Annotated in this window: 23 protein-coding genes and 1 tRNA gene; 10 read left to right on the top strand and 14 right to left on the bottom strand. The window is 70.3% G+C overall.

What is annotated here, in order from left to right:
• Positions 1 to 51: 51 nt before the first annotated feature.
• A complete protein-coding gene (locus ASF89_RS04845; protein WP_055794240.1) occupies positions 52 to 456 on the bottom strand; it encodes a hypothetical protein in 405 nt (134 codons plus the stop codon).
• A 64-nt stretch (positions 457 to 520) separates the two neighbouring features.
• Positions 521 to 1,183 (bottom strand): FMN reductase, encoded by a 663-nt coding sequence (gene msuE, locus ASF89_RS04840; RefSeq protein WP_082474938.1) that lies wholly within the window; start codon positions 1,181 to 1,183, stop codon positions 521 to 523.
• Between the two features lie 71 nt (positions 1,184 to 1,254).
• Between msuE and ASF89_RS04835 the strand changes: the two genes are divergently transcribed.
• The 3 genes from ASF89_RS04835 (at position 1,255) to ASF89_RS16065 (ending at position 4,462) form a co-directional block, all read left to right on the top strand.
• Complete coding sequence (locus tag ASF89_RS04835; protein ID WP_235483983.1) at positions 1,255 to 2,028, top strand: class I SAM-dependent methyltransferase; 774 nt, start codon at positions 1,255 to 1,257, stop codon at positions 2,026 to 2,028.
• A 122-nt stretch (positions 2,029 to 2,150) separates the two neighbouring features.
• The gene (locus ASF89_RS16070; RefSeq protein ID WP_055812468.1) at positions 2,151 to 3,209 is read left to right on the top strand and encodes a hypothetical protein; all 1,059 of its coding nucleotides are present in this window, start codon (positions 2,151 to 2,153) and stop codon (positions 3,207 to 3,209) included.
• Positions 3,206 to 4,462 (top strand): kynureninase, encoded by a 1,257-nt coding sequence (locus ASF89_RS16065; RefSeq protein ID WP_369814528.1) that lies wholly within the window; start codon positions 3,206 to 3,208, stop codon positions 4,460 to 4,462. The genes ASF89_RS16070 and ASF89_RS16065 overlap by 4 nt, the downstream gene beginning before the upstream one ends.
• A gap of 89 nt (positions 4,463 to 4,551) precedes the next feature.
• Here the strand turns inward: ASF89_RS16065 and ASF89_RS04820 are convergent, their stop codons facing one another.
• The 5 genes from ASF89_RS04820 to nrdH all read right to left on the bottom strand — a co-directional run bounded on the left by ASF89_RS04820 (position 4,552) and on the right by nrdH (position 9,688).
• A complete protein-coding gene (locus ASF89_RS04820) occupies positions 4,552 to 5,511 on the bottom strand; it encodes a hypothetical protein (protein ID WP_055812465.1) in 960 nt (319 codons plus the stop codon).
• A gap of 187 nt (positions 5,512 to 5,698) precedes the next feature.
• Positions 5,699 to 6,700, bottom strand: coding sequence for a class 1b ribonucleoside-diphosphate reductase subunit beta (gene nrdF, locus ASF89_RS04815; protein WP_055794231.1), 1,002 nt, complete (start codon positions 6,698 to 6,700; stop codon positions 5,699 to 5,701).
• Between the two features lie 115 nt (positions 6,701 to 6,815).
• On the bottom strand, positions 6,816 to 8,921 hold the full coding sequence (gene nrdE, locus ASF89_RS04810; protein ID WP_055813120.1) for a class 1b ribonucleoside-diphosphate reductase subunit alpha: 2,106 nt from the start codon (positions 8,919 to 8,921) through the stop codon (positions 6,816 to 6,818).
• A gap of 38 nt (positions 8,922 to 8,959) precedes the next feature.
• Entirely contained in the window at positions 8,960 to 9,376 is a 417-nt protein-coding gene (gene nrdI, locus ASF89_RS04805; RefSeq protein WP_055794229.1) for a class Ib ribonucleoside-diphosphate reductase assembly flavoprotein NrdI, read from the bottom strand.
• Positions 9,377 to 9,454: 78 nt separating this feature from the next.
• A complete protein-coding gene (nrdH, locus tag ASF89_RS04800) occupies positions 9,455 to 9,688 on the bottom strand; it encodes a glutaredoxin-like protein NrdH (RefSeq protein ID WP_055794227.1) in 234 nt (77 codons plus the stop codon).
• A 331-nt stretch (positions 9,689 to 10,019) separates the two neighbouring features.
• Here nrdH and ASF89_RS04795 point away from each other — a divergent pair, with 331 nt between their 5' ends.
• From ASF89_RS04795 to ASF89_RS04785, 3 genes are all read left to right on the top strand, one after another.
• Complete coding sequence (locus ASF89_RS04795; protein WP_055812462.1) at positions 10,020 to 11,228, top strand: MFS transporter; 1,209 nt, start codon at positions 10,020 to 10,022, stop codon at positions 11,226 to 11,228.
• Between the two features lie 32 nt (positions 11,229 to 11,260).
• A complete protein-coding gene (locus ASF89_RS04790) occupies positions 11,261 to 12,091 on the top strand; it encodes an aldo/keto reductase (protein WP_055812459.1) in 831 nt (276 codons plus the stop codon).
• A gap of 150 nt (positions 12,092 to 12,241) precedes the next feature.
• Positions 12,242 to 12,775 (top strand): ribonuclease H, encoded by a 534-nt coding sequence (locus ASF89_RS04785; protein WP_055794221.1) that lies wholly within the window; start codon positions 12,242 to 12,244, stop codon positions 12,773 to 12,775.
• A 282-nt stretch (positions 12,776 to 13,057) separates the two neighbouring features.
• Here ASF89_RS04785 and ASF89_RS04780 read toward each other — a convergent pair whose 3' ends face one another.
• Complete coding sequence (locus ASF89_RS04780; RefSeq protein ID WP_055812457.1) at positions 13,058 to 13,819, bottom strand: SDR family NAD(P)-dependent oxidoreductase; 762 nt, start codon at positions 13,817 to 13,819, stop codon at positions 13,058 to 13,060.
• A gap of 77 nt (positions 13,820 to 13,896) precedes the next feature.
• Positions 13,897 to 16,467, bottom strand: coding sequence for an RNA helicase (locus ASF89_RS04775; RefSeq protein WP_082489781.1), 2,571 nt, complete (start codon positions 16,465 to 16,467; stop codon positions 13,897 to 13,899).
• A 332-nt stretch (positions 16,468 to 16,799) separates the two neighbouring features.
• On the opposite strand from ASF89_RS04775, the gene ASF89_RS04770 reads away from it, so the two are divergent.
• Positions 16,800 to 17,726 (top strand): NAD(P)-dependent oxidoreductase, encoded by a 927-nt coding sequence (locus ASF89_RS04770; RefSeq protein WP_055794218.1) that lies wholly within the window; start codon positions 16,800 to 16,802, stop codon positions 17,724 to 17,726.
• Positions 17,727 to 17,779: 53 nt separating this feature from the next.
• On the opposite strand, the gene ASF89_RS04765 is transcribed toward ASF89_RS04770, so the two are convergent.
• From ASF89_RS04765 to galU, 5 genes are all read right to left on the bottom strand, one after another.
• Entirely contained in the window at positions 17,780 to 19,453 is a 1,674-nt protein-coding gene (locus ASF89_RS04765; protein WP_082489780.1) for a methyltransferase, read from the bottom strand.
• Between the two features lie 52 nt (positions 19,454 to 19,505).
• Positions 19,506 to 19,578, bottom strand: a tRNA-Ala gene (locus ASF89_RS04760).
• 54 nt (positions 19,579 to 19,632) lie between these two features.
• Positions 19,633 to 20,706, bottom strand: a complete 1,074-nt coding sequence (locus ASF89_RS04755) for a DUF3040 domain-containing protein (protein ID WP_156463312.1) — start codon at positions 20,704 to 20,706, stop codon at positions 19,633 to 19,635.
• A gap of 108 nt (positions 20,707 to 20,814) precedes the next feature.
• Positions 20,815 to 21,462, bottom strand: a complete 648-nt coding sequence (locus ASF89_RS04750; protein WP_055812445.1) for a GNAT family N-acetyltransferase — start codon at positions 21,460 to 21,462, stop codon at positions 20,815 to 20,817.
• A gap of 12 nt (positions 21,463 to 21,474) precedes the next feature.
• On the bottom strand, positions 21,475 to 22,368 hold the full coding sequence (gene galU, locus ASF89_RS04745) for a UTP--glucose-1-phosphate uridylyltransferase GalU (protein ID WP_055794212.1): 894 nt from the start codon (positions 22,366 to 22,368) through the stop codon (positions 21,475 to 21,477).
• A 66-nt stretch (positions 22,369 to 22,434) separates the two neighbouring features.
• Here galU and ASF89_RS04740 point away from each other — a divergent pair, with 66 nt between their 5' ends.
• The 3 genes from ASF89_RS04740 (at position 22,435) to mscL (ending at position 23,996) form a co-directional block, all read left to right on the top strand.
• Entirely contained in the window at positions 22,435 to 23,013 is a 579-nt protein-coding gene (locus tag ASF89_RS04740; RefSeq protein ID WP_055794211.1) for a 5-formyltetrahydrofolate cyclo-ligase, read from the top strand.
• A 28-nt stretch (positions 23,014 to 23,041) separates the two neighbouring features.
• Positions 23,042 to 23,422, top strand: coding sequence for an FmdB family zinc ribbon protein (locus ASF89_RS04735; RefSeq protein WP_055812442.1), 381 nt, complete (start codon positions 23,042 to 23,044; stop codon positions 23,420 to 23,422).
• Between the two features lie 76 nt (positions 23,423 to 23,498).
• A complete protein-coding gene (mscL, locus tag ASF89_RS04730) occupies positions 23,499 to 23,996 on the top strand; it encodes a large conductance mechanosensitive channel protein MscL (RefSeq protein WP_055812439.1) in 498 nt (165 codons plus the stop codon).
• Positions 23,997 to 24,110: the final 114 nt, after the last annotated feature.

The following is a 24,110-nucleotide window of genomic DNA, read 5'->3' as shown; positions in this document are numbered from 1 at the left end:
GGGGGTCTCGGCGACTTCGCGGCGTCTCGGCGGACGCGGTGGCTGGGCCGCTCAGCCGCGGGGCCGGAACAGGCGCGAGATGCTGTCCCGCACCGACTCCTCGATGGTGTCCGTGAAGCTGTTGGAGTAGCCGAGGGCGTCCGACGATGCGGAGGCGGCCGTCATCGACGCGACGATCCGCTCGCCGTGATACGCCCGCGCCGCCTTGACCGACGCGAAACCGAGTCCGAACGACTCGGCCGCCTCGGCGAGCAGCGCAGCCCGTCGCTCGTCGGTGCTGGTCAGCGCACCCGCCAACACGGTGAGCGAGGGATGCTCGAGCCCGTCGGTCATCCACTGCTGCGCACGGGCGGGCAGCGTGCCCGCCGACAGCATGCCGAGCAGCCGCCGGGCCTCGTCGTCGCGGAGCTCGGCGCGGGCGACCGCCTCGTCGCGGGGAGTCGTCGGATCGGTCATGACAAGACGATACCGTCCGGTACAGACGGTTCCTCCCGCGCGCGGTCCACCACCAGCGCAGTCCTCAGCTGAACAGGCGGGTCGGCCCCGCCGCGGCCCCCTCGAGCTCGGGCGCGACCTCGTCGACCCGTTCGCCGAGCAGCTCGCGTTCGATGCGCTCCTTCTCGGCGATGCTCGAGCGGATGAGCGGCAGACCGCGGGCGATGGCGTTGCGGATGCGCTCCTGCAGCAGAGGCGCCGTCACCCGCCGATCCGTGAAGTCGCTGGCGTGCGCGTAGACCCCGAGCGGCAGGGTCAGCGCCTGGAAGAACCCGAAGAGCGGTCGCATCGAGTGCTCGAGGATCAGCGCGTGCCGCTCGCTGCCGCCGGTCGCGGCCAGCAGCACGGGCGTGTCGACGAGGGCGTACTGCTCGACGAAGTCGAACAGGTGCTTGAACAGCCCGGTGAAGGAGGCGCGGTAGACGGGCGAGGCGGCGATCAGCAGGTCGGCGGACTCGATGGCTCGCAGCTCGCGCTCGACCCGTTCGTCGAGCTGGTCGCGGGTGAGCGCCCCGGCGAAGAGCGGGCCCAGCTCGCTCACGCGGATGACGTGCCGCTCGATCGGCAGCACCTCGGCCAGCTCGTCCAGGATGGCGTCGACGAGGGCGTCGGTCTTGGACGGCGTGCTCAGGGTTCCCGACACGGCGACCACGCGGAGCGGTTGTGGAGAGGTCAGTGGTGGGGTCATTCGATACATGCTCCCCTCCACGCGACGTAACAGTCGCACTGTGACGCAATGAGTCGTGCGACAGTATGCCGGTGACGCATCAACCAGTTCAGCACGGGTTCGACCCGGCTCACCCCGACTCCGATCTCGCCTCGTCGTTCGGCCTCGCGGCCGACGTGTACGAGCGCGGCCGACCGTCGTATCCGACGGCAGCCGTCGAGTGGCTCCTCCCGAGCGGCGCCTGTCACGTCGTCGACCTCGGTGCGGGCACGGGCAAGCTGACCCGGGTGCTGCTCGACACGGTGCCCTCGGTGACGGCCGTCGAGCCCTCGGAGGGGATGCGCGAACAGCTCGAGCGGGTCGTGCCGGCGGCGACGTCGGTCGCGGGCTCGGCCGAGTCGATCCCGCTCGACGATGCGTCGGTCGACGCCGTCTTCGTCGCGCAGGCCTGGCACTGGGTCGACCCCGTGCGGGCCGTCCCCGAGGTCGCGCGCGTGCTCCGCCCGGGCGGCACCCTCGCGCTGATCTGGAACATCCGCGACGAGAGCGTGCCCTGGGTGGCCGAGCTCAGCCGGGTCATGCGTCAGCCGCGCGAACGCGACCTGCAGTCGGACGCCCCTCCCGTCGGGGCGCCGTTCGGCCCGATCGAGCGGCACGACGTCGAGTGGGTGCACGAGATGACGCGCGAGGAGTTCCTCGACATGATCGCCTCGCGCAGCTACGTCATCACGCTGTCGCCGGCCGAACGCACCGAGCTCCTGGCCCGGGTCGAGCACCTGCTCGACACGCACCCCGACACCCGCGGCCTCGACGTCGTCCGCGTGCCGTACGTGGCGCGGTGCAGCCGCGCCGTGCTGCCCGGCTGAGTCGCGACCGGCGCGGGGCCACGCGACCCGCGCCTCCTCCCCTGCCCGCCTGATCCGCCCGCTCCTGTGAATGGGGGCGGGCGGATCGCCGTTCGCGCACCCGGGCGGCATAGGGTCGACGCATGACTCGGGAGGCGCGGTTCGTCACGGTCGATCACGCCTGGTCGGGCGGGTGGTCGGGTCGCTCGCTCGTGCGTGTGACCGACGATATCGACCTGCTCGGCCCTCCCCGGGCGGTGCACGCGGGGCTGCCGCATCTGCCCGGAACGCTGCTCGCGCCGTTCACCGACTCGCACGTGCATCTCGGGCTGATCGACCCGACCGCTCTCGCCTCCGGCGGCATCGCGCGCGTCGACGATCTCGGCTGGGATCCCGACGAGGCCTCGCTCTGGCCCGAGCACGGGCGCCTGGACCAGCGGTGGCCCGAGGTGCGCGTGGCGGGCGGCCTGCTGTGCCCGCCGGGCGGTTATCCCAGCCGGTCCGAGTGGGCACCCGACACGGCGGCCGTCGTCGTCTCGAACCCGGCGGGCGCTCGGCGGGAGGTCGAGCGGATGCACGACCTGGGCGCGTCGTTCGTCAAGATCAGCCTCAACTCCGATGCCGGTCCGGTGTTCACCGACGTCACGCTGCGGACGATCGTCGACGCGGCGACCGATCGGCTGCTCGTGCCGGTCGCCCACGTGCAGGGCGCCGGGCAGGCGCGCCGCGCCCTCGACGCCGGCGTCGCCCGCCTCGCGCACACGCCCTTCAGCGAACGACTCGACGACGACCTCGTCGAGCGTCTGGCGGCACGCACCAGCTGGATCAGCACCCTCGACATCCACGGTCACGGCCGAGGAGGCGCCGTGCACGACGTCGCCGTCGCCAACCTCGCGAGGTTCCGGGCCGCGGGCGGGCACGTGCTCTACGGCACCGACCTCGGCAACGGCGACCTCCCCGTCGGCGTGAACGCGCGCGAGCTGCGGGCCCTGCAGCGGGCGGGCCTCGATCTCGAGCAGCTGCTGCACGCCCTCACGGCCGGCGCCGAACTCGGCGGCACGGGCGAGACCGGCCGCGCTCCGAGTCGCGCCACGTGGATCGCGACGCCGCCCCCGACCTCCGACCCCTCCGCGGTCGCCTCCGACTGGCTGGCCACCGCCACCGTCATCACCCCCGACACCCTGCTGGAGAAGACCACGTGACCCGCACCTCCTCGGCCTCCGCCGACTCGATCACTCCCCCGCCGGCCGAGCTGCCGTCCGAGCCGCTCGACGCCGCCGACCCGCTCGCGTCGTTCGTCGACCGGTTCACACCGGCCGGCGACGTCGTGTCGTACCTCGACGGCAACTCGCTCGGGCGGCCGCTGCGGGTGACGCCCGAGCGGCTCACCGCCTTCGTGACGCACGACTGGGGCAGCCGCCTGATCCGCTCGTGGGACGAGCAGTGGATGGATCGCCCGGTGGCTCTCGGCGACCGGATCGGCGCTGCGGCGCTCGGAGCCGCCGCCGGCCAGACCGTGGTGGGCGACTCGACGACGGTCCTGCTCTACAAGGCGATCCGCGCCCTGCTCGCAGCACGGCCCGACCGGCACGAGATCGTCATCGACGACGACCAGTTCCCGACCGACCGCTTCGTGGTCGAGGGCATCGCCCGCGAGCGGGGCGCCACGGTCCGGTGGGTGCACGTCGACCCGGCCCTCGGGGTGACCGTCGATCTGCTCGCCGACGTGGTCGGCCCCGACACGGCCGTCGTGCTCGTGAACCACGTGTCGTACCGGTCGGGGCATCTGGCCGACATGCCCGCGATCATGCGGCTCGTGCACGACGCCGGCGCCCTGGTGCTGTTCGATCTCTGCCACTCGGTCGGCGTCGTGCCGATGCGGCTCGACGAGTGGGGCGTCGACGTGGCCGTCGGCTGCACGTACAAGTACCTGAACGGCGGGCCGGGGGCGCCCGCGTTCGTCTATGCGCGGCGCGATCTGCTGCCGTCGCTCGATCAGCCGATCCAGGGGTGGATGGGTGCGGCCGACGTCTTCGCGATGGCCGACGGGTACACGCCGGCCGACGGCATCCGGCGCTTCATCAGCGGCACCCCTCCGATCGTCGGCATGCTGCCGCTGGGCGACATGCTCGACGTGGTCGACGAGGCCGGGATCGACGCGATCCGCGCCAAGTCGCTGGCCCTCACCGACTACGCCTTCGCCCTGGTCGACGCCTGGCTCGTGCCGCTCGGGGTCGAGGTCGCGACGCCGCGTTCAGCCGAGTCGCGGGGCAGTCACGTCACCGTGCGGCACCCCGCCTTCGAGAAGGTCGTGGCCGCTCTGTGGCGTGAGGGAGTCGTGCCCGACTTCCGCAACCCCGACGGGCTGCGCATCGGCCTGTCGCCGCTCTCGACCACGTTCGCCGAGGTGCGGGTCGGCATCGCCGCGATCCGTGCGGCGCTGCTCGCCGACTGACGCCGACAGCCGCCCTCCTCCCTCGCGGTCGGAAGCCCCGGGCGCGATGAGGAATCCGTCAGCTCGCTCTACGTCGAGAGGATCGGGGTTCACGAGGGATAGGGCGCGACCCGCTCAGCACGACGACGACGCCACTCCTGCACCGGGCGACGCAGTGCGAGACCGATGCCCGCGAGCACAGCCGCGACGAGCACCGCGCGCCAGGTGGCCGGCGACGCGAGGGCGGACGTGAAGATGCCCCCCGCGATCTCGACCATCTCGAACGGGTAGCTCGCGTAGACCCGGCTCCCGGCGACGTTCGAGACGGCGGTGATCGCGGCGGGGCCGACCGACAGGGCGATCAGCGCCACCGCCGCGCCCACCGCTCGTCCGATCGTCGACACCCCGGCCCAGACGATGGCGGCGGCGACGAGCACGGCGGGCAGCCACCGCAGCACGGAGTCGGCGACGGGGACGTTCTCGGTCACGAGCGAGAACGGCGGGTAGACCAGCGCGTAGCCCCACTGAGCCAGGGCGATCGCCCCCACGGCGAGACCGACGACGGCCGCCCCCCGGCGCGCTCGGGCGATGAGCAGCAGCACGACGACTCCGAAGGCGATGCCGGCCACCGCGGCCCCGACCACGGCGCCGAGGTAGACGACCGACTCGACGCGGTCGGCGAGCCCACCGGTCACGGTAACGGAGCTCTGGACGAGCGCGACCGACTGCGCGCCAACCGTCCCGGCGAGGACCGCGATGACGGCGCCTCGGCTCCGCCGCGCGCCGGCTGCCCGGGCGACCAGGCCCGCGACGGCCGACCCTGTGATGAGCAGCGACGCCTGCAGAGTGAGCGCGTACTGGCTGAAGGGGAGCAGCGAGACGGGCATCGACTCGGGGGCAGCCGTGACTCCGTCGGCCTCGACGACGGGTGCGGCCCAGAGGTTCTGCAGCGGGAGGCGGGCGCCGGTCAGCAGCCACGGCGCCAGTCCGACGATGACCGCGACCACCCCCAGCCCGACGAAGAGCAGGATGGCGCGTGCGTCTGTCGGTGTGCGTTCCCCCGTGGTCATCCTCCGACCCTAGCGGCGGCGTCGAACCCGCCCCGGCACCGCACGACGGTCGCCGGCACGCGGGGACGACGCGGGTCCGCGGTCTCGATGCCCCGCACATGACGAGAACCCCGAAGGCGAAGAGGTATCCCGTTCGACGGGGGTTCTCTTTCGCGTTCGGGGTTCTCGGCGACGGTGGCTTCGGGGGTTAGAAGTCCCAGTCCTCGTCTTCGGTGGTGACGGCCTTGCCGATGACGTACGACGAGCCGGACCCCGAGAAGAAGTCGTGGTTCTCGTCGGCGTTGGGCGAGAGCGCCGACAGGATCGCCGGGTTCACGTCGGTCGTCTCTTTCGGGAACATGGCCTCGTAGCCGAGGTTCATCAGCGCCTTGTTGGCGTTGTAGTGCAGGAACTTCTTGACGTCCTCGGTCAGACCGACGCTGTCGTAGAGGTCCTGCGTGTACTGGATCTCGTTCTCGTAGAGCTCGAAGAGGAGGTTGAACGTGTAGTCCTTGATCTCCTGCTTGCGCTCCTCGGAGGCTCCCTCGAGGCCCTTCTGGAACTTGTAGCCGATGTAGTACCCGTGCACGGCCTCGTCGCGGATGATGAGGCGGATCAGGTCGGCCGTGTTGGTGAGCTTCGCTCGCGACGACCAGTACATCGGCAGGTAGAAGCCGCTGTAGAACAGGAACGACTCGAGCAGCGTCGAGGCGACCTTGCGCTTCAGGGGATCGTCACCCGTGTAGTAGTCGAGGACGATCTGAGCCTTCTTCTGCAGGTTCGGGTTCTCGACCGACCAGCGGAAGGCGTCGTCGATCTCGGGGGTCGACGCGAGGGTCGAGAAGATCGACGAGTAGCTCTTGGCGTGGACCGACTCCATGAACGCGATGTTCGTGTAGACGGCCTCCTCGTGCGGGGTGATCGCGTCGGGGATGAGGCTGATGGCGCCGACGGTGCCCTGGATGGTGTCGAGCAGGGTCAGACCGGTGAAGACGCGCATGGTGAGCTGCTGCTCTTCGGGCGTCAGGGTGTTCCACGACTGGACGTCGTTCGACAGCGGGATCTTCTCGGGCAGCCAGAAGTTGTTGACCAGGCGGTTCCAGACGTCGACGTCTTTCTCGTCGTGGATGCGGTTCCAGTTGATCGCGCTGACCGATTTGATCAGCGGGATCGACTTGCCGGTCGCGTGGACCGGGTCGGTGATGGTCATGACATGCCTTTCGAAGACAGGATCGGGAGTTCAGGAGGCGCGGGCCGGTGTTCGAGACCGGCCCGCGCCGGGTGCCGCGAGGGGTGCGTCGCCGAGGCGGCGCACGATCGGGGCACTAGAGCATGCAGCTGACGCAGCCGTCGACCTCGGTGCCCTCGAGCGCGAGCTGGCGGAGACGGATGTAGTAGATCGTCTTGATGCCCTTGCGCCATGCGTAGATCTGCGCCTTGTTGATGTCGCGCGTCGTGGCGGTGTCCTTGAAGAACAGCGTGAGCGAGAGACCCTGGTCGACGTGCTGCGTGGCCGCGGCGTAGGTGTCGATGATCTTCTCGGGCCCGATCTCGTAAGCGTCGGTGTAGTACTCGAGGTTGTCGTTCGTCATGAACGGCGCCGGGTAGTAGACGCGACCGAGCTTGCCCTCTTTGCGGATCTCGATCTTCGAGGCGATCGGGTGGATCGACGACGTCGAGTGGTTGATGTACGAGATCGACCCGGTCGGGGGCACGGCCTGCAGGTTCTGGTTGTAGAGACCGTGCGCCATGACGCTGGCCTTGAGCTCGCGCCAGTCGTCTTGCGTGGGGATGGCTACCTGGGCGTCGGCGAACAGCGAGGCGCCGCGAGCGGTCGAGGGGGCCCACACCTGCTCGGTGTACTTGTCGAAGAACTCCCCCGACGCGTAGGTGCTGTCGGCGAAACCGCCGAAGGTGACCCCGCGCTCGATCGCGATGGTGTTCGAGGCGCGCAGGGCGTGGAACAGCACCGTGTAGAAGTAGATGTTCGTGAAGTCGATGGCCTCTTCGCTGCCGTAGTGCACGTGCTCACGCGCGAGGTAGCCGTGCAGGTTCATCTGGCCGAGGCCGATGGCGTGCGACTGGTCGTTGCCGACCTCGATGGAGCGGACCGACGTGATGTGGCTCATGTCGCTGACCGCGCTGAGGCCGCGGATGGCGGTCTCGACGGTCTTGCCGAGGTCGGGGGCGTCCATCGACAGCGCGATGTTCATCGAGCCGAGGTTGCACGAGATGTCTTTCCCGATCTCGTTGTACGAGAGGTCCTCGTTGAACGTGGTCGGGGTGTTGACCTGGAGGATCTCCGAGCAGAGGTTCGACATGTTGATGCGGCCCTTGATCGGGTTCGCCTTGTTCACCGTGTCTTCGAACACGATGTAGGGGTAGCCCGACTCGAACTGGATCTCGGCGATCGTCTGGAAGAAGTCGCGCGCCTTGATCTTGGTCTTCTTGATGCGCGATTCGGCGACCATCTCGCGGTACTTCTCGCTGATGGCCACGTCGCCGAAGGGGACCCCGTAGACCTTCTCGACGTCGTACGGCGAGAAGAGGTACATGTCCTCGTTGTTCTTGGCGAGCTCGAACGTGATGTCGGGCACGACGACGCCGAGCGACAGCGTCTTGATGCGGATCTTCTCGTCGGCGTTCTCGCGCTTGGTGTCGAGGAACCGCATGATGTCGGGGTGGTGGGCGCTGAGGTACACGGCGCCGGCACCCTGACGGGCGCCGAGCTGGTTCGCGTAGCTGAAGCTGTCTTCGAGCAGCTTCATGACGGGGATGATGCCCGACGACTGGTTCTCGATCTGCTTGATCGGGGCGCCGGCCTCACGGATGTTCGACAGCGACAGGGCGACGCCGCCACCGCGCTTCGAGAGCTGGAGCGACGAGTTGATGCCGCGCGAGATCGACTCCATGTTGTCTTCGATGCGCAGCAGGAAGCAGCTGACGAGCTCGCCGCGCTGAGCCTTCGCGGTGTTGAGGAACGTCGGCGTCGCGGGCTGGAAGCGACCGGCGATGATCTCCTCGACCAGGTCGACGGCGAGCTTCTCGTCGCCCTGCGCGAGACCGAGGGCCGTCATGACGACGCGGTCCTCGAAGCGCTCGAGGTAGCGCTTCCCGTCGAAGGTCTTGAGCGTGTACGACGTGTAGTACTTGAACGCGCCGAGGAACGTCTGGAAGCGGAACTTCTTCGAGTACGCGAGGTCGTTCAGCTTCTCGACGAACGAGAAGTCGTACTGCTCGATGGTCGCGGCCTCGTAGTACTCGTTCTCGACCAGGTAGTCGAGACGCTCGCGCAGGTTGTGGAAGAAGACGGTGTTCTGGTTCACGTGCTGCAGGAAGTACTGCTTCGCAGCCTCACGGTCTTTGTCGAACTGGATCTCGCCCGACGGCCCGTAGAGGTTGAGCATCGCGTTGAGCGCGTGGTAGTCCATCCCGGTGGTGCCGGCGAGACCCTGTCCGGGTGCGGCGATCACTTCGAGATCATCGACTGCTGAAGCCAAAATTCTTCCAATCCTGTGTGTACTGCTTGTACGTCGTCCGGCGTTCCGAAGACCTCGAAACGGTAGAGAAGGGGAACCTCGCACTTGGCCGAGACGATGTCGCCGGCCAGGCAGTAGCCCTCTCCGAAGTTGGTGTTGCCCGCAGCGATCACGCCTCGGATGAGACGTCGGTTGCCCTCGTCGTTGAGGAACCGGATGACCTGCTTCGGGACGGCGCCCCGCCCTTCGCCGCCACCGTAGGTGGGGAGGACGAGGACGTAGGGGTCACTGACGTGGAGCGCTTGCTCTGACGGGAACAGCGGGATCCGCTCGGCCGGCACGCCCAGCTTCTCGACGAATCGCCGGGTGTTGCCCGAGACGCTGGAGAAGTAGACGAGGTTCGTCATGACCCGGGGTCCTCCTGCGTTGTCGGTGGATTCGCCGGGCTCCGTCGTGACGACGTCGACCCGGCGGACCCGGGTGGGTCAGGAGATGCGGGCGGCGAGGCCGGCGATCTTGTCGGGGCGGAATCCGCTCCAGTGGTCGTCGTCGGCGATGACCACGGGGGCCTGCAGGTAGCCGAGGGCCTTGACGGTCTCGAGCGCGGCGTCGTCGGCCGTGACGTCGAGGATGTCGTACTCGATGCCCTTGTTGTCGAGGGCGCGGTACGTGGCCGTGCACTGGACGCAGGACGGCTTGGTGTAGACGGTGATGGCCATGGGATCCCCTGTGTTCTGGCCGGCTTTCGAGGCCGGGTCTGGTGGTTCGCGGGCCACGGGGCGTAGTGCCCGTGGCGACTCTTCGATACTACATCTAGTGGCCGACGACGGCACCCATAACTACATGCGGTGTTACACCGGTGTAACTCTGACCGGTCCGACTTTCCACAGGGCAGCCCACAAGTTGCCAACAGTTATCGGGGTGTTCTCCCCGATTCCGGGTGGTTCTCCACATGCTTCTCCCCACCTCCGACATTCGAATCGGGTTGGCCCCATTTCGGGTCGTCGGCGTGTCGCGGGCGACGGGGCCGCTCCGTAGACTTGACCCCTCGTGAGCACCTATTCGACCCTGCTGAAGACGCCCGGCGTCTCGCGCATCATCGCGGCGCAGCTGACCGCGCGATTCCCCTTCGGCATGCTGTCGCTCGCGTTCCTGCTGCACGTCGAGCACGTGCACCACTCGTACGCCGCCGCCGGCCTGGTGCTCGCGGCCACGAGCATCGGTCAGGCCATCTCGGGTCCGCTCACGAGCCGGTGGATGGGCCGCTGGGCCATGCGCCCCGTGCTGACCCTCACGCTCATCGTCTGCTTCGCCTCGATGATGACCTTCACCCTGGTCGACTTCTCGGTGCCGGCGTTCATGGCCCTCGGCTTCGTGACGGGGCTCAGCGTCCCGCCCGTCCAGCCCGCGGTCCGCACCATCTACCCGAAGATGGTCACCTCGAACCAGCTGACCCCGCTGTTCTCCCTCGACGCCTCCGCCCAGGAGATCATCTGGGTCGCCGGCCCCGTGATCACGACCTTCGTCGGCACCCAGATCGGCACCCAGGAGGCGATCTGGCTCGCTGCGGCGTTCCTCGTCGGCGGCGGCGTCTGGTTCATCGCCTCGCCCGAGGTCGGCCGCGTCCGGATCCCCCGCAGCAAGCGGGCCTTCGGCAAGGTGCTCGCCCGCCCCACCGTGCTGCTCGCCACGGTCGCCGGATTCCTCCTCATCGGCGCGTGCGCCGCCGTCGAGGCCGGTGTCGTCGCTCTCTTCGGCGAGGGCAGCGCGGACTCCGGCATCGCGCTCGCGATCTTCGCCGCCGGCTCGCTCGTCGGCGGTCTCGCGCTCGGTCACGTGCCGGTCGGCCCGTGGGCCCTCGCCCGACGCCTCTCGATCGTCTTCGTCGGCATGACGCTGGCGGTCTTCATGACCGGCCTCTGGCCCCTCAGCGTCACGCTGCTCATCGCCGGCGTCGGGATCGCCCCCGCGCTGGCCGTCATGTTCGCGATCGTCTCGTCGAGCGTCAAGTTCAGCGACACCGCCGAGGCCTACGGCTGGGCGGGCACCGGGCAGCTGATCGGCTCGGCCCTCGGCTCCGCCATCGCGGGCTTCTACATCGACCGCATCGGCGGGCAGGGCGGCCTCATCGTCGCCGCCGCCTTCGCCCTCGTCGGCATGATCGTCGGGGTCCTGTTCCACCGCTCGCTGCCCGATCTGCGCGGTCGCGACGCCAGCCCGCTGCCGGACACCGAGCCGGTGGCGATCCAGCCCAGCTGACCCGCGCCTCCTCGGCCTGGCAGGATCTCAGCATGTCCGACATCGAAGTCCCCCGGATCGCGCTCACCGACGGGACGACCATCCCGCAGCTCGGCCTCGGCGTCTACAAGGTCGCCGACGACGAGGCCGAACGGGTCGTCCGCATCGCCCTCGACGAGGGCTACCGCCACGTCGACACCGCGACCCTCTACGGCAACGAGGCCGGCGTCGGGCGGGCGATCCGCGCCTCCGGGCTCGATCGCGACGACGTCTACCTGACGACCAAGGTGTGGAACACGGCGCACGGCTACGACGAGACCCTGCGCGCGTTCGACGAGAGCCTCGCCCGGCTGGGCACCGACCATGTCGACCTGTACCTGATCCACTGGCCCGCACCGGCGCGCGACCGCTACGTCGAGACCTACCGCGCCCTCGAGACGATCCGGGCGGAGGGGCGGGCCCGGTCGATCGGCGTCAGCAACTTCTCGATCGCGCACCTCGAGCGACTGCTCGGCGAGACCGACGTCGTGCCGGTCGTCGACCAGGTCGAGGCGCACCCGTGGCTGCCGCAGCGGGAGCTGCGCGCGTTCGGCGACGCTCACGGCATCGTCACCGAGGCGTGGTCGCCGCTCGCCCGCGGGCGCATCCTCGACGACTCCGTGCTGCTCGGCATCGCCGAGCGGCACGGGGTGAGCACGGCGCAGGTCGTCATCCGCTGGCATCTGCAGCAGGGGATGGTGGTGATCCCGAAGTCGGCGACGGCGTCCCGGATCCGCTCGAACCTCGACGTGTTCGGCTTCGAGCTCGACGACGCCGACCTCGCGGCGATCGCCCGGCTCGAGTCGGGCCGCCGCACCGGGTCGCACCCCGACGACGTCGAGTGACCGCGGGCTGCGGCGGGTCACCGTCATCGGTGGCGGGTCAGCGCTGACCCGCCACCGATGACGCGAGCCCGCCGCGGGGCCCCGACAGGAGGCGCGGGCCGGGTCCGTTACCGTGGTCAGGCACGCCGTCGACGCAAGGAGCACCCCCGCATGACCATCACCGCCGCAGCAGACGGATCCGCCCTCGGCAACCCCGGACCGGCCGGCTGGGCCTGGTACGTCGACGACGAGCGCTGGGCGGCCGGCGGCTGGCCGCGGGCCACCAACAACCAGGGCGAGCTGACGGCCGTGCTCGAGCTGCTGCGGGCGACCGCCGGCACCGACGACGATCTGCACATCCTCTGCGACAGCCAGTACACGATCAAGGCCTGCACCGAGTGGATGCCGGGCTGGAAGCGCAAGGGCTGGCGGAAGGCCGACGGCAAGCCGGTGCTGAACGTCGAGATCCTCAAGGAGCTCGACGCCGCCCTGGCCGGCCGACGGGTCCGCTTCGAGTGGGTGCGCGGTCATGTGGGCCACGAGATGAACGAGGCGGCCGACGTGCGGGCGCGCGGTGCGGCGACGGCGTTCCAGAACCGCACGACGGTGCCGAGCGGGCCCGGCTGGCCGGGGGCTCCCGTGTCGACGACCGACCCGATCGCGGCCCCGGCGACCCCGCCCGCGCCTCCCGCGACGCTCTTCTGACGCGATCCGCGCCTCCCCCGCGGTCGACGCTCTGACGCGACCCGCGACCCGCGACCCGCGCCTCCGTTTCCGTTTCCGTTTCCGTTTCGACGGCAGCGGCGTCGAGTGGTCGGATGGTGCCCTTCGATCGAGGATGAAGAACATCTTCCGACCACTCGATCTACGGCCCGGGGCTCGAGGGCGGGGCGGGCAGGCTCGCGGTGCTGTCACGCACCTCCGCGTGATGGCCGTGGAGCGCGCGCTCCACCCAGGAGGCGCGGGTCGGCTCGATCGACGCCTGCGCTACATCGAGGGGTGCGTGCTCGACAGGCCGCCGTCGACGACGAACTGCCCGCCGGTCGAGAACGCCGAGTCGTCGGACGCGAGGTGCAGGGCGAGCCCGGCGACCTCCTCCGGTCGAGCCAGCCGACCGCGCGGGCTCATCGTCTTGAACGCGTCGAGCAGGCCCGGCTGCGCCTCGACCTGGCGACGGAACATCGCGGTGTCCGTCGGGCCGGGGTGCAGCGAGTTGATGCGGATGTCCCAGCCCTCCTGCGCGGCGTGGGCGGCGCTCGAGCGGGTGAGACCGACGAGCGCGTGCTTGCTCGCCGTGTACGCCGCATCGTCACCGAAGCCGAGGAACGACGTCGCCGGCGCCAGGTTGATGATCGAGCCGCCTTGACCGTCGGGGTTGGCGCGCATCTGCTCGATGGCGAATCGCGTGCCGAGCATGACGCCGGTGACGTTGACGGCGAAGACCCGGTTCCAGCTCTCGAGCTGGGTCACGTCGATCGACTGACCGGAGACGATGCCGGCGTTGTTGACGAGCACGTCGAGGCGGCCGTGCTGTTCGGCGACGTGGTCCATGACGCGCTTCCAGTCGCCGCCGTTGGCGACGTCGTGGCGGAGGAACTCGGCGCCGGCCTCGGCCGCGACGGCCGTCCCGTCGACGATGTCGGTGGCGATGACGTGCGCCCCCTCGTCGGCGAATCGACGGACGATGGCCTCGCCGATGCCCGAGGCCGCCCCGGTGACGATCGCGACTTTTCCGGACAGGCGAGACATGGGTCCTCCTCGTGGAACGGAGCACGGTGGTGCTGCGGTCATCGGCGGCTCCCGGGTCGGGGAGCACGGGATCGAGGTTACTCCTCGACGCGCATGCCCCCGGTGCGCTCGGAGGCGGGTCCGACGTGGGTGACGGTCACCACGGCCTCACCCCGCTCGTCGCTCGACGCGAGGTCGACGACGGCCGAGATGCCGAAGTCGTGGTCGCCCTCGGGGTCGGCGAGGATCTGCCGGACCCGCCACACCGTCGGCAGCTGCTCGACGACGAGCATGTGCGGCCCGCGAGCGGCCGCATCGGTGCCCATCGAGTCGTACTCGTCGTAGTAGCGGTCGAGCGCCTCGCCCCAGCGGTCGGTGTCCCACCCCGAGGCGGCGTCGATCCGACCGAGCTCCTCGGCGTCGTCGCGCGCGGCGAGCTGGACGCGCCGGAACATCTCGTTGCGGACGGCGATGCGGAAGGCCCGCTCGTTCGCGCTGAAGCGACGCAGCACGGGAGGGACGATGTCGTCGTGAGCGTCGACCTCCCGGGGGTTGAGCATCTCCTCCCACTCGTCGAGGAGGCTCGAGTCGACCTGTCGCACCAGCTCGCCCAGCCATTCGATCAGGTCGGCGAGCTCGTCGGTCTTGGCCTCGTCGGGGACGGTCTGCCGCAGGGCCCGGAACGCGTCGGACAGGTAGCGCAGCACGAGACCCTCGGATCGGGCGAGTCCGTAGAAGTTCACGAAGTCGCCGAAGGTCATCGCCCGTTCGTAGAGATCGCGGACGACCGACTTCGGGCTCAGCTCGAAGTCGCCGATCCACGGCTGGGACGCCTTGTACGTCTCGAAGAGCGCCGTCAGCAGCTCGTCGAGGGGCTTGGGGTGGGTGACCTGCTCGAGCAGCTCCATCCGCTGGTCGTACTCGATGCCCTCGGACTTCATGGCGGCGACGGCCTCGCCGCGGGCCTTGAACTGCTGCTGCGAGAGGATCGGGCGCGGGTCGTCGAGCGTCGACTCGACGACGGAGACGACATCGAGCGCGTAGCTGGGCGACTCGCGGTCGAGCACGTCGAAGGTCGCGAGCGCGAAGGGCGAGAGCGGCTGGTTCAGCGCGAAGTTCGCCTGCAGGTCGACCGTCAGCCGGATGACCGGATCGCCCCCGTCGACGGACGGCTCCTGGACGACGACCTCGGCGGTCCGCAGCGTGCGGTAGATCGAGATGGCCTGCCGCGCCATCGCGTACTGCCGGGCTCGCGGCTCGTGGTTGTCGAAGACGAGCGACCGGACGGCGCCGAAGACGTCTCCGCCGCGCCCGATGACGTTCAGCAGCATGGCGTGGGTGATCTGCATGTGCGAGGTCAGGGCCTCGGGCTCGGCGGCGATGAGCTTCTGGAAGCTCGGCTCGCCCCACGAGACGAACCCCTCGGGCGCCTTCTTGCGGACGATCTTCCGCTTCTTCTTCGGATCGTCGCCGGCCTTCTCGATGGCCTTGAGGTTGTCGATCTCGTGCTCGGGCGCCTGCAGCACGACCGAGCCCGACGTGTCGTAGCCCGCCCGACCGGCACGACCGGCGATCTGATGGAACTCCCGTGCCGAGAGCTGTCGCATGCGCGTGCCGTCGAACTTGGTCAACGCCGTCAGCAGCACCGTGCGGATGGGCACGTTGATGCCGACGCCGAGGGTGTCGGTGCCGCAGATGACCCGCAGCAGCCCCCTCTGGGCGAGCTGCTCGACGAGACGGCGGTACTTCGGCAGCATGCCGGCGTGGTGCACGCCGATGCCCGATCGCACGAGTCGGCCGAGGGTCTTGCCGAAGCCCGTGCTGAAGCGGAATCCGCCGATGAGCTCGGCGATCTCGTCGCGCTGCTCACGGCTGGCGATCTTGATGCTCGACAGCGCCTGGGCCCGCTCGAGGGCCGCCGCCTGCGAGAAGTGCACGACGTAGACGGGCGCCTCCCCGGTGCCCAGCAGGTCCTCGACGGTCTCCTGAACCGGCGTCTGCGCGTACGTGTAGTGCAGCGGCACGGGGCGCTCGACGCCGGTGACCCGGGCGACGGGCCGCCCCGTCCGTCGCGAGAGGTCGTCGGTGATGCGGGTGACGTCGCCGAGCGTGGCGGACATCAGCAGGAACTGCGCCCGCGGCAGCAGCAGGAGCGGCACCTGCCAGGCCCAGCCGCGGGACTGGTCGCCGTAGAAGTGGAACTCGTCCATGACGACCTGGTCGACCTCGGCGTCGTCGCCGTGCCGGAGAGCCAGGTTCGCCAGGATCTCGGCGGTGCAGCAGATGATGGGCGCGTCGGAGTTGACCGACGAGTCGCCGGTGACCATGCCGACGTTCTCGGGCCCGAAGAGCTCGACGAGGGCGAAGAACTTCTCGCTCACCAGGGCCTTGATCGGGGCCGTGTAGTACGTGCGCTGCCCCTTGCTCAGCGCCACGAAGTGGGCGCCGGCGGCCACGAGCGACTTTCCCGTGCCGGTGGGCGTGCTGAGGATGACGGAGGCGCCCGAGACGAGCTCGATCATCGCTTCGTCCTGCGCGGGGTACAGGGGCAGCCCGCGGCCTTCGGCCCAGTCGGCGAAGTCCGCGTACGCCGCGTCCGCATCGTAGGAGGCGGCGCCCGGCCGGGCGGGCAGCAGGGCGGCGAGAGGAGCGGTGGCAGCGGAGGGCATGATGACTCGATCTTGCCCCATCGCGCCGGAGAGACGGCACGCCCCCGTCGACGAGTCGAGACTCGGACGGAGGCGTGCGGTCCGCGCCCTGGACCGGGGCCGTGCGCGATCGGATCAGGAGACCGGGCACGGGACCGCCGATCGATCGGCGGGCGCGGGCGCCTCGGTAACCAGCCGAGAGCGCACTACAAGATAGCGGCTCAACCGGCCTGCGCGGCGGGATGAGCGGGTGATCGTCGCCGGGTGGTCCGCATCACCCGTCCGGTCGACCCTCCCGGTGTCGGTGCCTCCTGGTAGAACGGAGTCTCCCCGACAGGCAGGAAGAACAGACGATGACGTCCACTCCCCCCAGCACCACCGACCGCAGCACGTCGAAGCTCGGCCCCCACGAGCGGGTGGCCGTGACGGGCGGCAGCGGCAAGCTCGGCCGGGCCGTCGTCCGCGACCTCGTCGAGCACGGCTACGAGGTCGTGCTCCTCGACCGGGCCCCCAGCCCCGACCCCGTCGAGGGCGTGACGTTCGTGCGCGTGGACCTCGCCGACTACGGCGAGGTCGTCCAGGCGCTCACCCACATCGACGACCGGTACGACAACATCGACGCCGTCGTGCATCTCGGGGCGATCCCCGCGCCCGGTCTCGTGCCGAACGCGTCGCTGTTCACGAACAACGTGACCGCCAGCTACAACGTCTTCGCGGCCGCCCGCGCCGCGCGCATCCGCAACGTCGTGTGGGCCTCGAGCGAGACGCTGCTCGGCATCCCGTTCGACCTCGACCCGCCCTACCTGCCCGTCGACGAGGAGTACGCGGTCCGCCCCGAGTCGTCGTACTCGCTCGGCAAGGCCCTCGACGAGGAGATGGCGCGCCACTTCACCCGCTGGGACCGCCAGCTGAAGATGTTCGGGCTGCGCTTCTCGAACGTGATGGACGACGGCGACTACGAGGCGTTCCCCTTCGACGAGACCCCGGAGCAGCGCACGTTCAACCTGTTCTCGTACATCGACGCCCGCGACGGCGCTCAGGCCGTCCGCAAGGCGCTCGAGTCCGACATGGTCGGCTTCGAGGCGTTCATCATCGCGAACGCCGACACGGTCATGAACACGCCGACGTCCGTGCTCGCCGACCGCTACTACCCGCAGGTCGAGCGCCGGGCGGCGATCGAGGGCAACGAGCCCCTGCTCAGCTCCGACAAGGCGCGCGACCTGCTCGGCTTCGTGCCCGAGTACTCGTGGCGCACCTGGGGCGACCGCAACGGGCGGTAGCCGCATCACGGCCGGCGGTCCCGCGGAGGCCGCCGGTCGCCGCGCCGGGCGACTCAGAGTCGGAGCATGCCCACGGCGACCAGCTCGCGGAGGCGCGGTGCCAGCTCGACACGGAGCTGCGCCTCCTCGACTCCCAGCAGCTGCGCCAGCGCCCCCACGACGGCCGCAGCCGACAGCTCGCCGTCGGAGGCTCCGACGAGGGCCGACAGGGCCGTGCCGGACTCGACGCTGCGGGCGAACCCGCCGCCCTGCCGGAGGGTGAGCACCGTCGGGTCGTCGTTGCCCGGCCAGTAGTGCCGCTCCTCGGTGACGTCGCCGGCCACGCGCAGGTGGGTCGCGAGCAGCGCGTCGTCGTCGAGATCCCGCAGGGCGTCGATGGCGTCCATCGTCGCGAGCAGATGCGAGCCGAGGCCGACCTCGTTCGCCCCCATGGCCCCGAGGAGGCGCTCGATCCGCACCACGGGCGGACGCGCCTCGTCGACGGGGCGGCGGAGGGTCACGTAGCCGAACCCGACCTGCTCGACGCCCCGGGCCTCGAAGTCGCCGAGCCAGGCCTCGTACAGGCGCTCGAACTCGTCGCTGCCGGGGCGGGTGCCGCCGTCGCGGATCCACGTCTCCGCATAGGCGGCCGGGTCCTGCAGCTCGCGCTCGACCACCCAGACGTCGAGCGGGACGCCTCCGCGTGACGCCCAGTCGGCGACCGAGTAGGCGCCCTTCTTGGCGGGCGCGCCTCCGGGGCCCGCGGACTCCCAGTTGCCGAGCAGCTGGGCGACGCCGCCGGGGGTCAGGTGCCACCCCACCTGGGCGACGACCGAGGCGACGAGGTCGTCGCCCTCCATGCCGCCGTCGCGGTACTCGTACTCGGGCACCCCCTCGAGACGCGGTGTGATGACGAACGGCGGGTTCGAGACGACGTGATCGAACATCTCGCCGGCCACCGGCTCGAACAGGCTCCCGAGGCGGAACTCGATGCCGTCGATGAGGTTGAGCGCCGCGTTGAACCGGGCGAAGGCGAGAGCGCGGGTCGAGATGTCGGTCGCGACGACGTGACGGGCGTGCCGGGCGACGTGCATCGCCTGGATGCCGCAGCCCGTGCCGAGATCGAGCGCCCGGTCGACGTCGCGCGGGACGATCAGCCCCGCGAGGGTCGCGGACGCCCCGCCGACGCCGAGCACGTGATCCTCGCGGAGCGCGCCGCCGAGGGCCAGCTCGCCGAGATCGGAGGCGATCCACCAGGCGGCCTCGCCGACGCCGTCGACGAACGAGTACGGGCGGAGATCGACCCGGGCCCGGACGACGCCGGCCGTCCCCTCGGCAGCGGGGCCGTCGACGTCGGGCCCCGCGACGTCCGACGGAGTCGATGCGGCGTCGTCCGTCTCGATCAACCCGAGGGTCTCGGCGCCGTCGACGCCGAGGGTGGGCAGGGCGCGCTCGACGTCGGCCCGGGGCTGCGGGTACCCGAGGATGAACAGCAGGGCGAGCGTCGCCGCCGTGCGGATCCCCTCGTTCGCCCGGGCGCTGCGGCGCAGAGCGCGACGGGCGGCGACCCGCTCGCCGCGGAAGAGCGCCGCACCGGCCGTCGGACCCCAGGCGTCGGGGCCGCTCAGGCGGTCGACGGTGAACCCCGACGACGACAGGTCGGAGCGGAGTCGGGCGAGCAGGGCGTGATCGGTGGAGACGAGAGGCACTCCCCCATCTTTCCGCACCGATGCCGAGGTACGCGGCATCGCGACCGGGCAAGCGAAAGGCCCCCGTCGCCGGGGGCCTCTCTGCATTCCGTGGAGCTAAGGGGATTCGAACCCCTGACCTTCTCATTGCGAACGAGACGCGCTACCAACTGCGCCATAGCCCCGGAAGCCGCTCTGCAACGATAGCACCCCCGCAGGGGCGCTCCAACCTCGCCGGGTCAGACGGCGCGGCGCCGGGCGAGGGCCTCGTCGAGCCGGATCGACGGCTGACCCAGGTCGTCGATGATGCCCATGCGGGCGAAGCGGCTGTCGGGTGCAGGAGGCGCGGGCTCCGCGGCCGCAGCGGCCGACGCCGCCGAGGTGGTCGCCTCGGCCGCCGGCGTGGCGGGCCGTTCGCGGACGGTGCGCGTCGTCGGCGCGATGAGGGCCGCCTCGGCCCGAGCCGCCTGACGGAGCGCGTCGAGCTGCGCCTCGCGGAGCGCCTGCACCGATCGCGCCGCCTCGGCGCGGAGGTCCGGCTCGATGTCGGTCCGTGCCGACGGCGCCGGTCGCGGCGCCATGCCGGCCCCGGCGACGGCACGCTGACGGCCACGACGGAGGTACAGCGGCCTCGGCACGGGGACGGGGGTCCACTGACGGGAGGCGGTCTGCTCGCCCTCGCGCGCCTCCTCGGTGCCGGTCGACTGCGGCGACCCGTCGGCGAAGTCGCGGAAGGGCTGAGCCACCCGGGGCTCGGCGACGACCTGGCGCCTCGACCGGGCACGCGACACGGCGGCGAGCTGAGACAGCATCGCCACCGCGCCGGCTCCGAAGACCAGACCGGCGACGCCGAGCAGCCAGGCGGCCTGCAGGTTCGCGACGGCGACGACGATCGCGATCAGGCTGACGATGAGGATCGCGGTCGACACGAGACGCGACCGGCGCAGTCGGCGCGCGGCCAGGGCCGGGTCGCGGTCGGCGGCCGACAGCTTCGGACCGGCGGCGGCGAGCTCGCGGGTGATCGCACGCTGGCGCGCGGCCTCGTGCGCCCTCCTCAGGGCCTCGCGCCGCGCCTCCTCGTCTCGGAGGATCCGCTGCGCCTGCGCGACGGATCGCGCGTTGGCCTCGACGCGGACCTCCTCGGGCAGCTCGGCGGTCTGCGCGAGGATGCGGAGCGTCTGTTGGAGACGGATGGCGTTGCGCTCGGTGGCCAGGTACTCCTGACGTTTGTGCCAGGTGGGCACGAGATACGCGACCCAGAGCACGGCGACCAGCGCCAGCACGGCGCCACCACCCCAGGACTCGATGTTCATGGTGACAAAGGTATGAGTGCGGAGGGGGCCGCGAGGCCTAGGCGACAGGTGTGTCTGCCCGATTCGCGGACGGATGTGCGCCGCGCGGCTCGGAGGAGGCGGTGACGCTCAGATCGGGAGCGCGCGCCCGGCCTCGGCGAGGGCCGCGGGCGGGACGCCGCCCTGGCCGACCGGCACGGTGCCGCTCCTCCAGCGGGCGAGGACCCCCTCGGGCACCTCTTCGGCGACGAGCGCGAAGCAGAAGTGATCGCGCCACATGCCGTTGATGTGGATGTAGCGCCGACGGAGACCCTCGTAGCGGAAGCCGAGCTTCTCGACGACCCGCAGCGAGGGGGCGTTCTCGGGTCGGATGCAGATCTCCATCCGGTGCAGCCCCAGCACCCGGAAGCAGTGGTCGGTCGCGAGCGCCACGGCCGTCGGCGTCGCGTCGTGACCGGCGGCCGACTGCGTCACCCAGTAGCCGATCGTGGCCGAGCCGAGGGACCCGTAGGTGATGCCGCTGACGTTCAGCTGACCGACGAAGCGGCCGTCGAGCTCGATCGCGAAGGGCAGGCCGAGCCCGGCGCGCGCGTTCGTCTGCAGAGCGCGGATGCTGCCGCGGACGTCGTGGTTCGTGAAGCCGTTCGGGTTCGTGGCCTCCCATTGGCGAAGCCACGAGCGGTTCTCGGACAGGGCCGCGTCGAGGTCGCGGGTGTCACGCAGACGGAGGGGCCGGATGCCGATCCGCCCCTCCGCCAGCGTGGGAATGGTCGCCACAGGTGCGCTCGCCTACTCCAGTCCGGCCGTGAACTCTTTGAGCCACGGACGCAGCTCGGCGCCGAGGTCGTCACGGTCGCTGGCGAGCTGCACGATCGCCTTGATGTAGTCGAGCTTGTCGCCGGTGTCGTAGCGACGACCGCGGAAGACGACGCCGTAGACGCCGCCCGTCCACTCCTCGGCGCTGGCCATCTTCATCAGCGCGTCGGTCAGCTGGATCTCGCCGCCCTTGCCCGGCTCCTGCTTCTCGAGGACGTCGAAGACCTCGGGGCGGATGACGTAGCGACCGATGATGGCGAGATTCGAGGGCGCCTCGCCCTGAGCCGGCTTCTCGACCAGGCCGGTGATCTTGACGACGTCGTCGACGTCGGTCTCCTCGACGGTCGCGATGCCGTAGAGGTGGGTCATCGACGGGTCGACCTCGAGCAGCGCGACGATGGTCGCGTTCTTCTGGCCCTGGACCTCGATCATGCGGTTCAGGAGGGGGTCACGCGCGTCGATGATGTCATCGCCCAGCAGCACGGCGAAGGGCTCGCGACCGACGTGCATCTTCGCGCGGAGCACCGCGTGGCCGAGACCGAGCGGGTCGCCCTGACGGACGTAGTGCATGTCGGCGAGGTCGGTCGACTGGTTGACCTTGGCGAGCTTGTCGTGGTCGCCCTTCTTGCGCAGGGTCTCCTCCAGCTCGCTCACGTGGTCGAAGTGGTTCTCGAGCGCGTTCTTGTTCCGGCCGGTGATCATCAGCACGTCGGTCAGGCCGGCGTTGACGGCCTCCTCCACGACGTACTGGATCGCCGGCTTGTCGACGACCGGCAGCATCTCCTTCGGCATGGCTTTGGTCGCGGGGAGGAACCGAGTCCCGAGACCCGCTGCGGGAATGACTGCTTTGGTTATAGAGAAGCCCATGCGGGTCAGCGTACCGATCGGAGGGGCCTCGCGGGCGCGCCGATTCTTCCCCTTACGATTGGGCGCATGACGGACGAGGTCGGCAACGAGAAACGCGCCCTGCGAGCCGAGCTCCGCCAGCGGCGCCGCAACCGCACCGGACGGGATCGGGCCGAGGCGAGCGTCGGCATCACCCGGCACCTCATCGACCTCGCGACGAGCCTCGAGGTGCGTTCGATCTCGGCCTACCTCTCGACGGCCGACGAGCCCGACACCCGCCCCTTCGTCAACTGGGCCTTCGAGAACGGCATCCGCGTGCTGTTCCCGATCTCGCGCGAGGACGGCCTGCTCGACTGGGCCGTCGGCGACGGCGAGAGCGAGACCCGCGGGCTCTTCGACCTGCCCGAGCCGGTCGGCGAGGTGCTGAGCCCCATGGCCATCAACGACGTCGACCTGATCGTCGTGCCCGCGGCGCTCATCGACCACGGCGGCATGCGCATGGGCTGGGGCCGCGGCTACTTCGACAAGACCCTCGGCTCGATGGAGAAACGGCCCCCGGTCTATGCTGTGGTGTTCGATCCCGAGTACGTCGACACCGTGCCCCGCGAACGCCACGACCAGCCCGTCGACGGGGTCGTGACGCCCTCCGGCGTCCACGAGTTCTGACGCGGCCCGCTCTCCGACGAGGATCCCTGTGCCCACGTATTCCTACCGCTGCACCGAGTGCGACAACGCCTTCGACATCGTCCAGTCGTTCACCGACGACACCCTCACGGTCTGCCCCGTGTGCCAGGGGAAGCTGCGCAAGGTGTTCAGCCCCGTGGGCGTCACCTTCAACGGATCGGGCTTCTACCGCACCGACTCGCGCGGCGCCAAGGGCTCCGGCGGCGGCGCCGGGTCGAAGACCGGGTCGGGCGACAAGGCCTCCGGCTCCGGCTCCGGCTCCGGAGACAAGCCCTCGACGGGCGGCTCCTCCGAGGCGAAGACCTCAGGAGGCGCGTCGTCGTCGTCGACGCCGTCCTCCGGCTCCAGCGGATCCGGCTCCTCCTCCGGTGGCGGGGCCGCAGCGAAGTGACTGGCGGGCCGAGCCGCCCCGTGGTTAGGTCGTCTCCGACAGGCTCTGTCATCAATCGACCCGAAGGAGCACGCCCGTGAAGGGTTTCAAAGAGTTCATCCTGCGCGGCAACGTGATCGACCTGGCCGTCGCCGTGGTCATCGGCGCCGCGTTCACCGCCATCGTCACCTCGCTCGTGACGAACATCTTCAACCCGCTGATCGGCGCGGCGTTCAGTGCCTCCTCGCTCGACGACAGCCTGATCGTCAGCATCCCGACCCTCGGCGACGGTGGCGACGCCCAGCTGCTCTTCGGAGCCGTGCTCGGATCCGTGATCCAGTTCGTGATCGTGGCCGCGGTGGTCTACTTCTGCCTCGTGCTGCCGGTCAACCACCTCCTGAAGCGGACCTTCGCGCGCCAGGCGGCGGAGGAGACGCCGACCGACGTGCCGCCGACCGACGTCGAGCTGCTCAGCGAGATCCGCGACCTGCTGCGCGCTCAGAGCGCGCCGGCCGCCGGGTCGGGCTCGCACGCGGCGCCGCTCGCCGAAGGCACCGACCGCACCGGCGCCAACGGACCCCTCGGCAGCCGCTGAACCGCAGCTCCCCCGCTTCCGCGACGGCCCGCCACGCTCCCGTGGCGGGCCGTCGTGCGTCCGGCGGACGCCGTGCGTCGGCCGACGCCGCCAGCCCACGCCTCAAGCCCACGC

It is taken from the genome of Frigoribacterium sp. Leaf172 (assembly GCF_001424285.1).
Taxonomy (GTDB): domain Bacteria; phylum Actinomycetota; class Actinomycetes; order Actinomycetales; family Microbacteriaceae; genus Frigoribacterium.
The sequence above is the reverse complement of the archived record's forward strand: the minus strand, read 5'-3'. Positions and strand labels throughout refer to the sequence as shown.

Bases quoted from the DNA above. Each gene is read 5' to 3' on its own strand.
- ASF89_RS04845 (WP_055794240.1), bottom strand. From the start codon at position 456: ATGACCGATCCGACGACTCCCCGCGACGAGGCGGTCGCCCGCGCCGAG.
- msuE (WP_082474938.1), bottom strand. From the start codon at position 1,183: ATGACCCCACCACTGACCTCTCCACAACCGCTCCGCGTGGTCGCCGTG.
- ASF89_RS16070 (WP_055812468.1), top strand. From the start codon at position 2,151: ATGACTCGGGAGGCGCGGTTCGTCACGGTCGATCACGCCTGGTCGGGC.
- ASF89_RS04820 (WP_055812465.1), bottom strand. From the start codon at position 5,511: ATGACCACGGGGGAACGCACACCGACAGACGCACGCGCCATCCTGCTC.
- nrdF (WP_055794231.1), bottom strand. From the start codon at position 6,700: ATGACCATCACCGACCCGGTCCACGCGACCGGCAAGTCGATCCCGCTG.
- nrdE (WP_055813120.1), bottom strand. From the start codon at position 8,921: ATGGACTACCACGCGCTCAACGCGATGCTCAACCTCTACGGGCCGTCG.
- nrdI (WP_055794229.1), bottom strand. From the start codon at position 9,376: ATGACGAACCTCGTCTACTTCTCCAGCGTCTCGGGCAACACCCGGCGA.
- nrdH (WP_055794227.1), bottom strand. From the start codon at position 9,688: ATGGCCATCACCGTCTACACCAAGCCGTCCTGCGTCCAGTGCACGGCC.
- ASF89_RS04790 (WP_055812459.1), top strand. From the start codon at position 11,261: ATGTCCGACATCGAAGTCCCCCGGATCGCGCTCACCGACGGGACGACC.
- ASF89_RS04785 (WP_055794221.1), top strand. From the start codon at position 12,242: ATGACCATCACCGCCGCAGCAGACGGATCCGCCCTCGGCAACCCCGGA.
- ASF89_RS04780 (WP_055812457.1), bottom strand. From the start codon at position 13,819: ATGTCTCGCCTGTCCGGAAAAGTCGCGATCGTCACCGGGGCGGCCTCG.
- ASF89_RS04775 (WP_082489781.1), bottom strand. From the start codon at position 16,467: ATGCCCTCCGCTGCCACCGCTCCTCTCGCCGCCCTGCTGCCCGCCCGG.
- ASF89_RS04770 (WP_055794218.1), top strand. From the start codon at position 16,800: ATGACGTCCACTCCCCCCAGCACCACCGACCGCAGCACGTCGAAGCTC.
- ASF89_RS04765 (WP_082489780.1), bottom strand. From the start codon at position 19,453: ATGCCGCGTACCTCGGCATCGGTGCGGAAAGATGGGGGAGTGCCTCTC.
- ASF89_RS04755 (WP_156463312.1), bottom strand. From the start codon at position 20,706: ATGAACATCGAGTCCTGGGGTGGTGGCGCCGTGCTGGCGCTGGTCGCC.
- galU (WP_055794212.1), bottom strand. From the start codon at position 22,368: ATGGGCTTCTCTATAACCAAAGCAGTCATTCCCGCAGCGGGTCTCGGG.
- ASF89_RS04740 (WP_055794211.1), top strand. From the start codon at position 22,435: ATGACGGACGAGGTCGGCAACGAGAAACGCGCCCTGCGAGCCGAGCTC.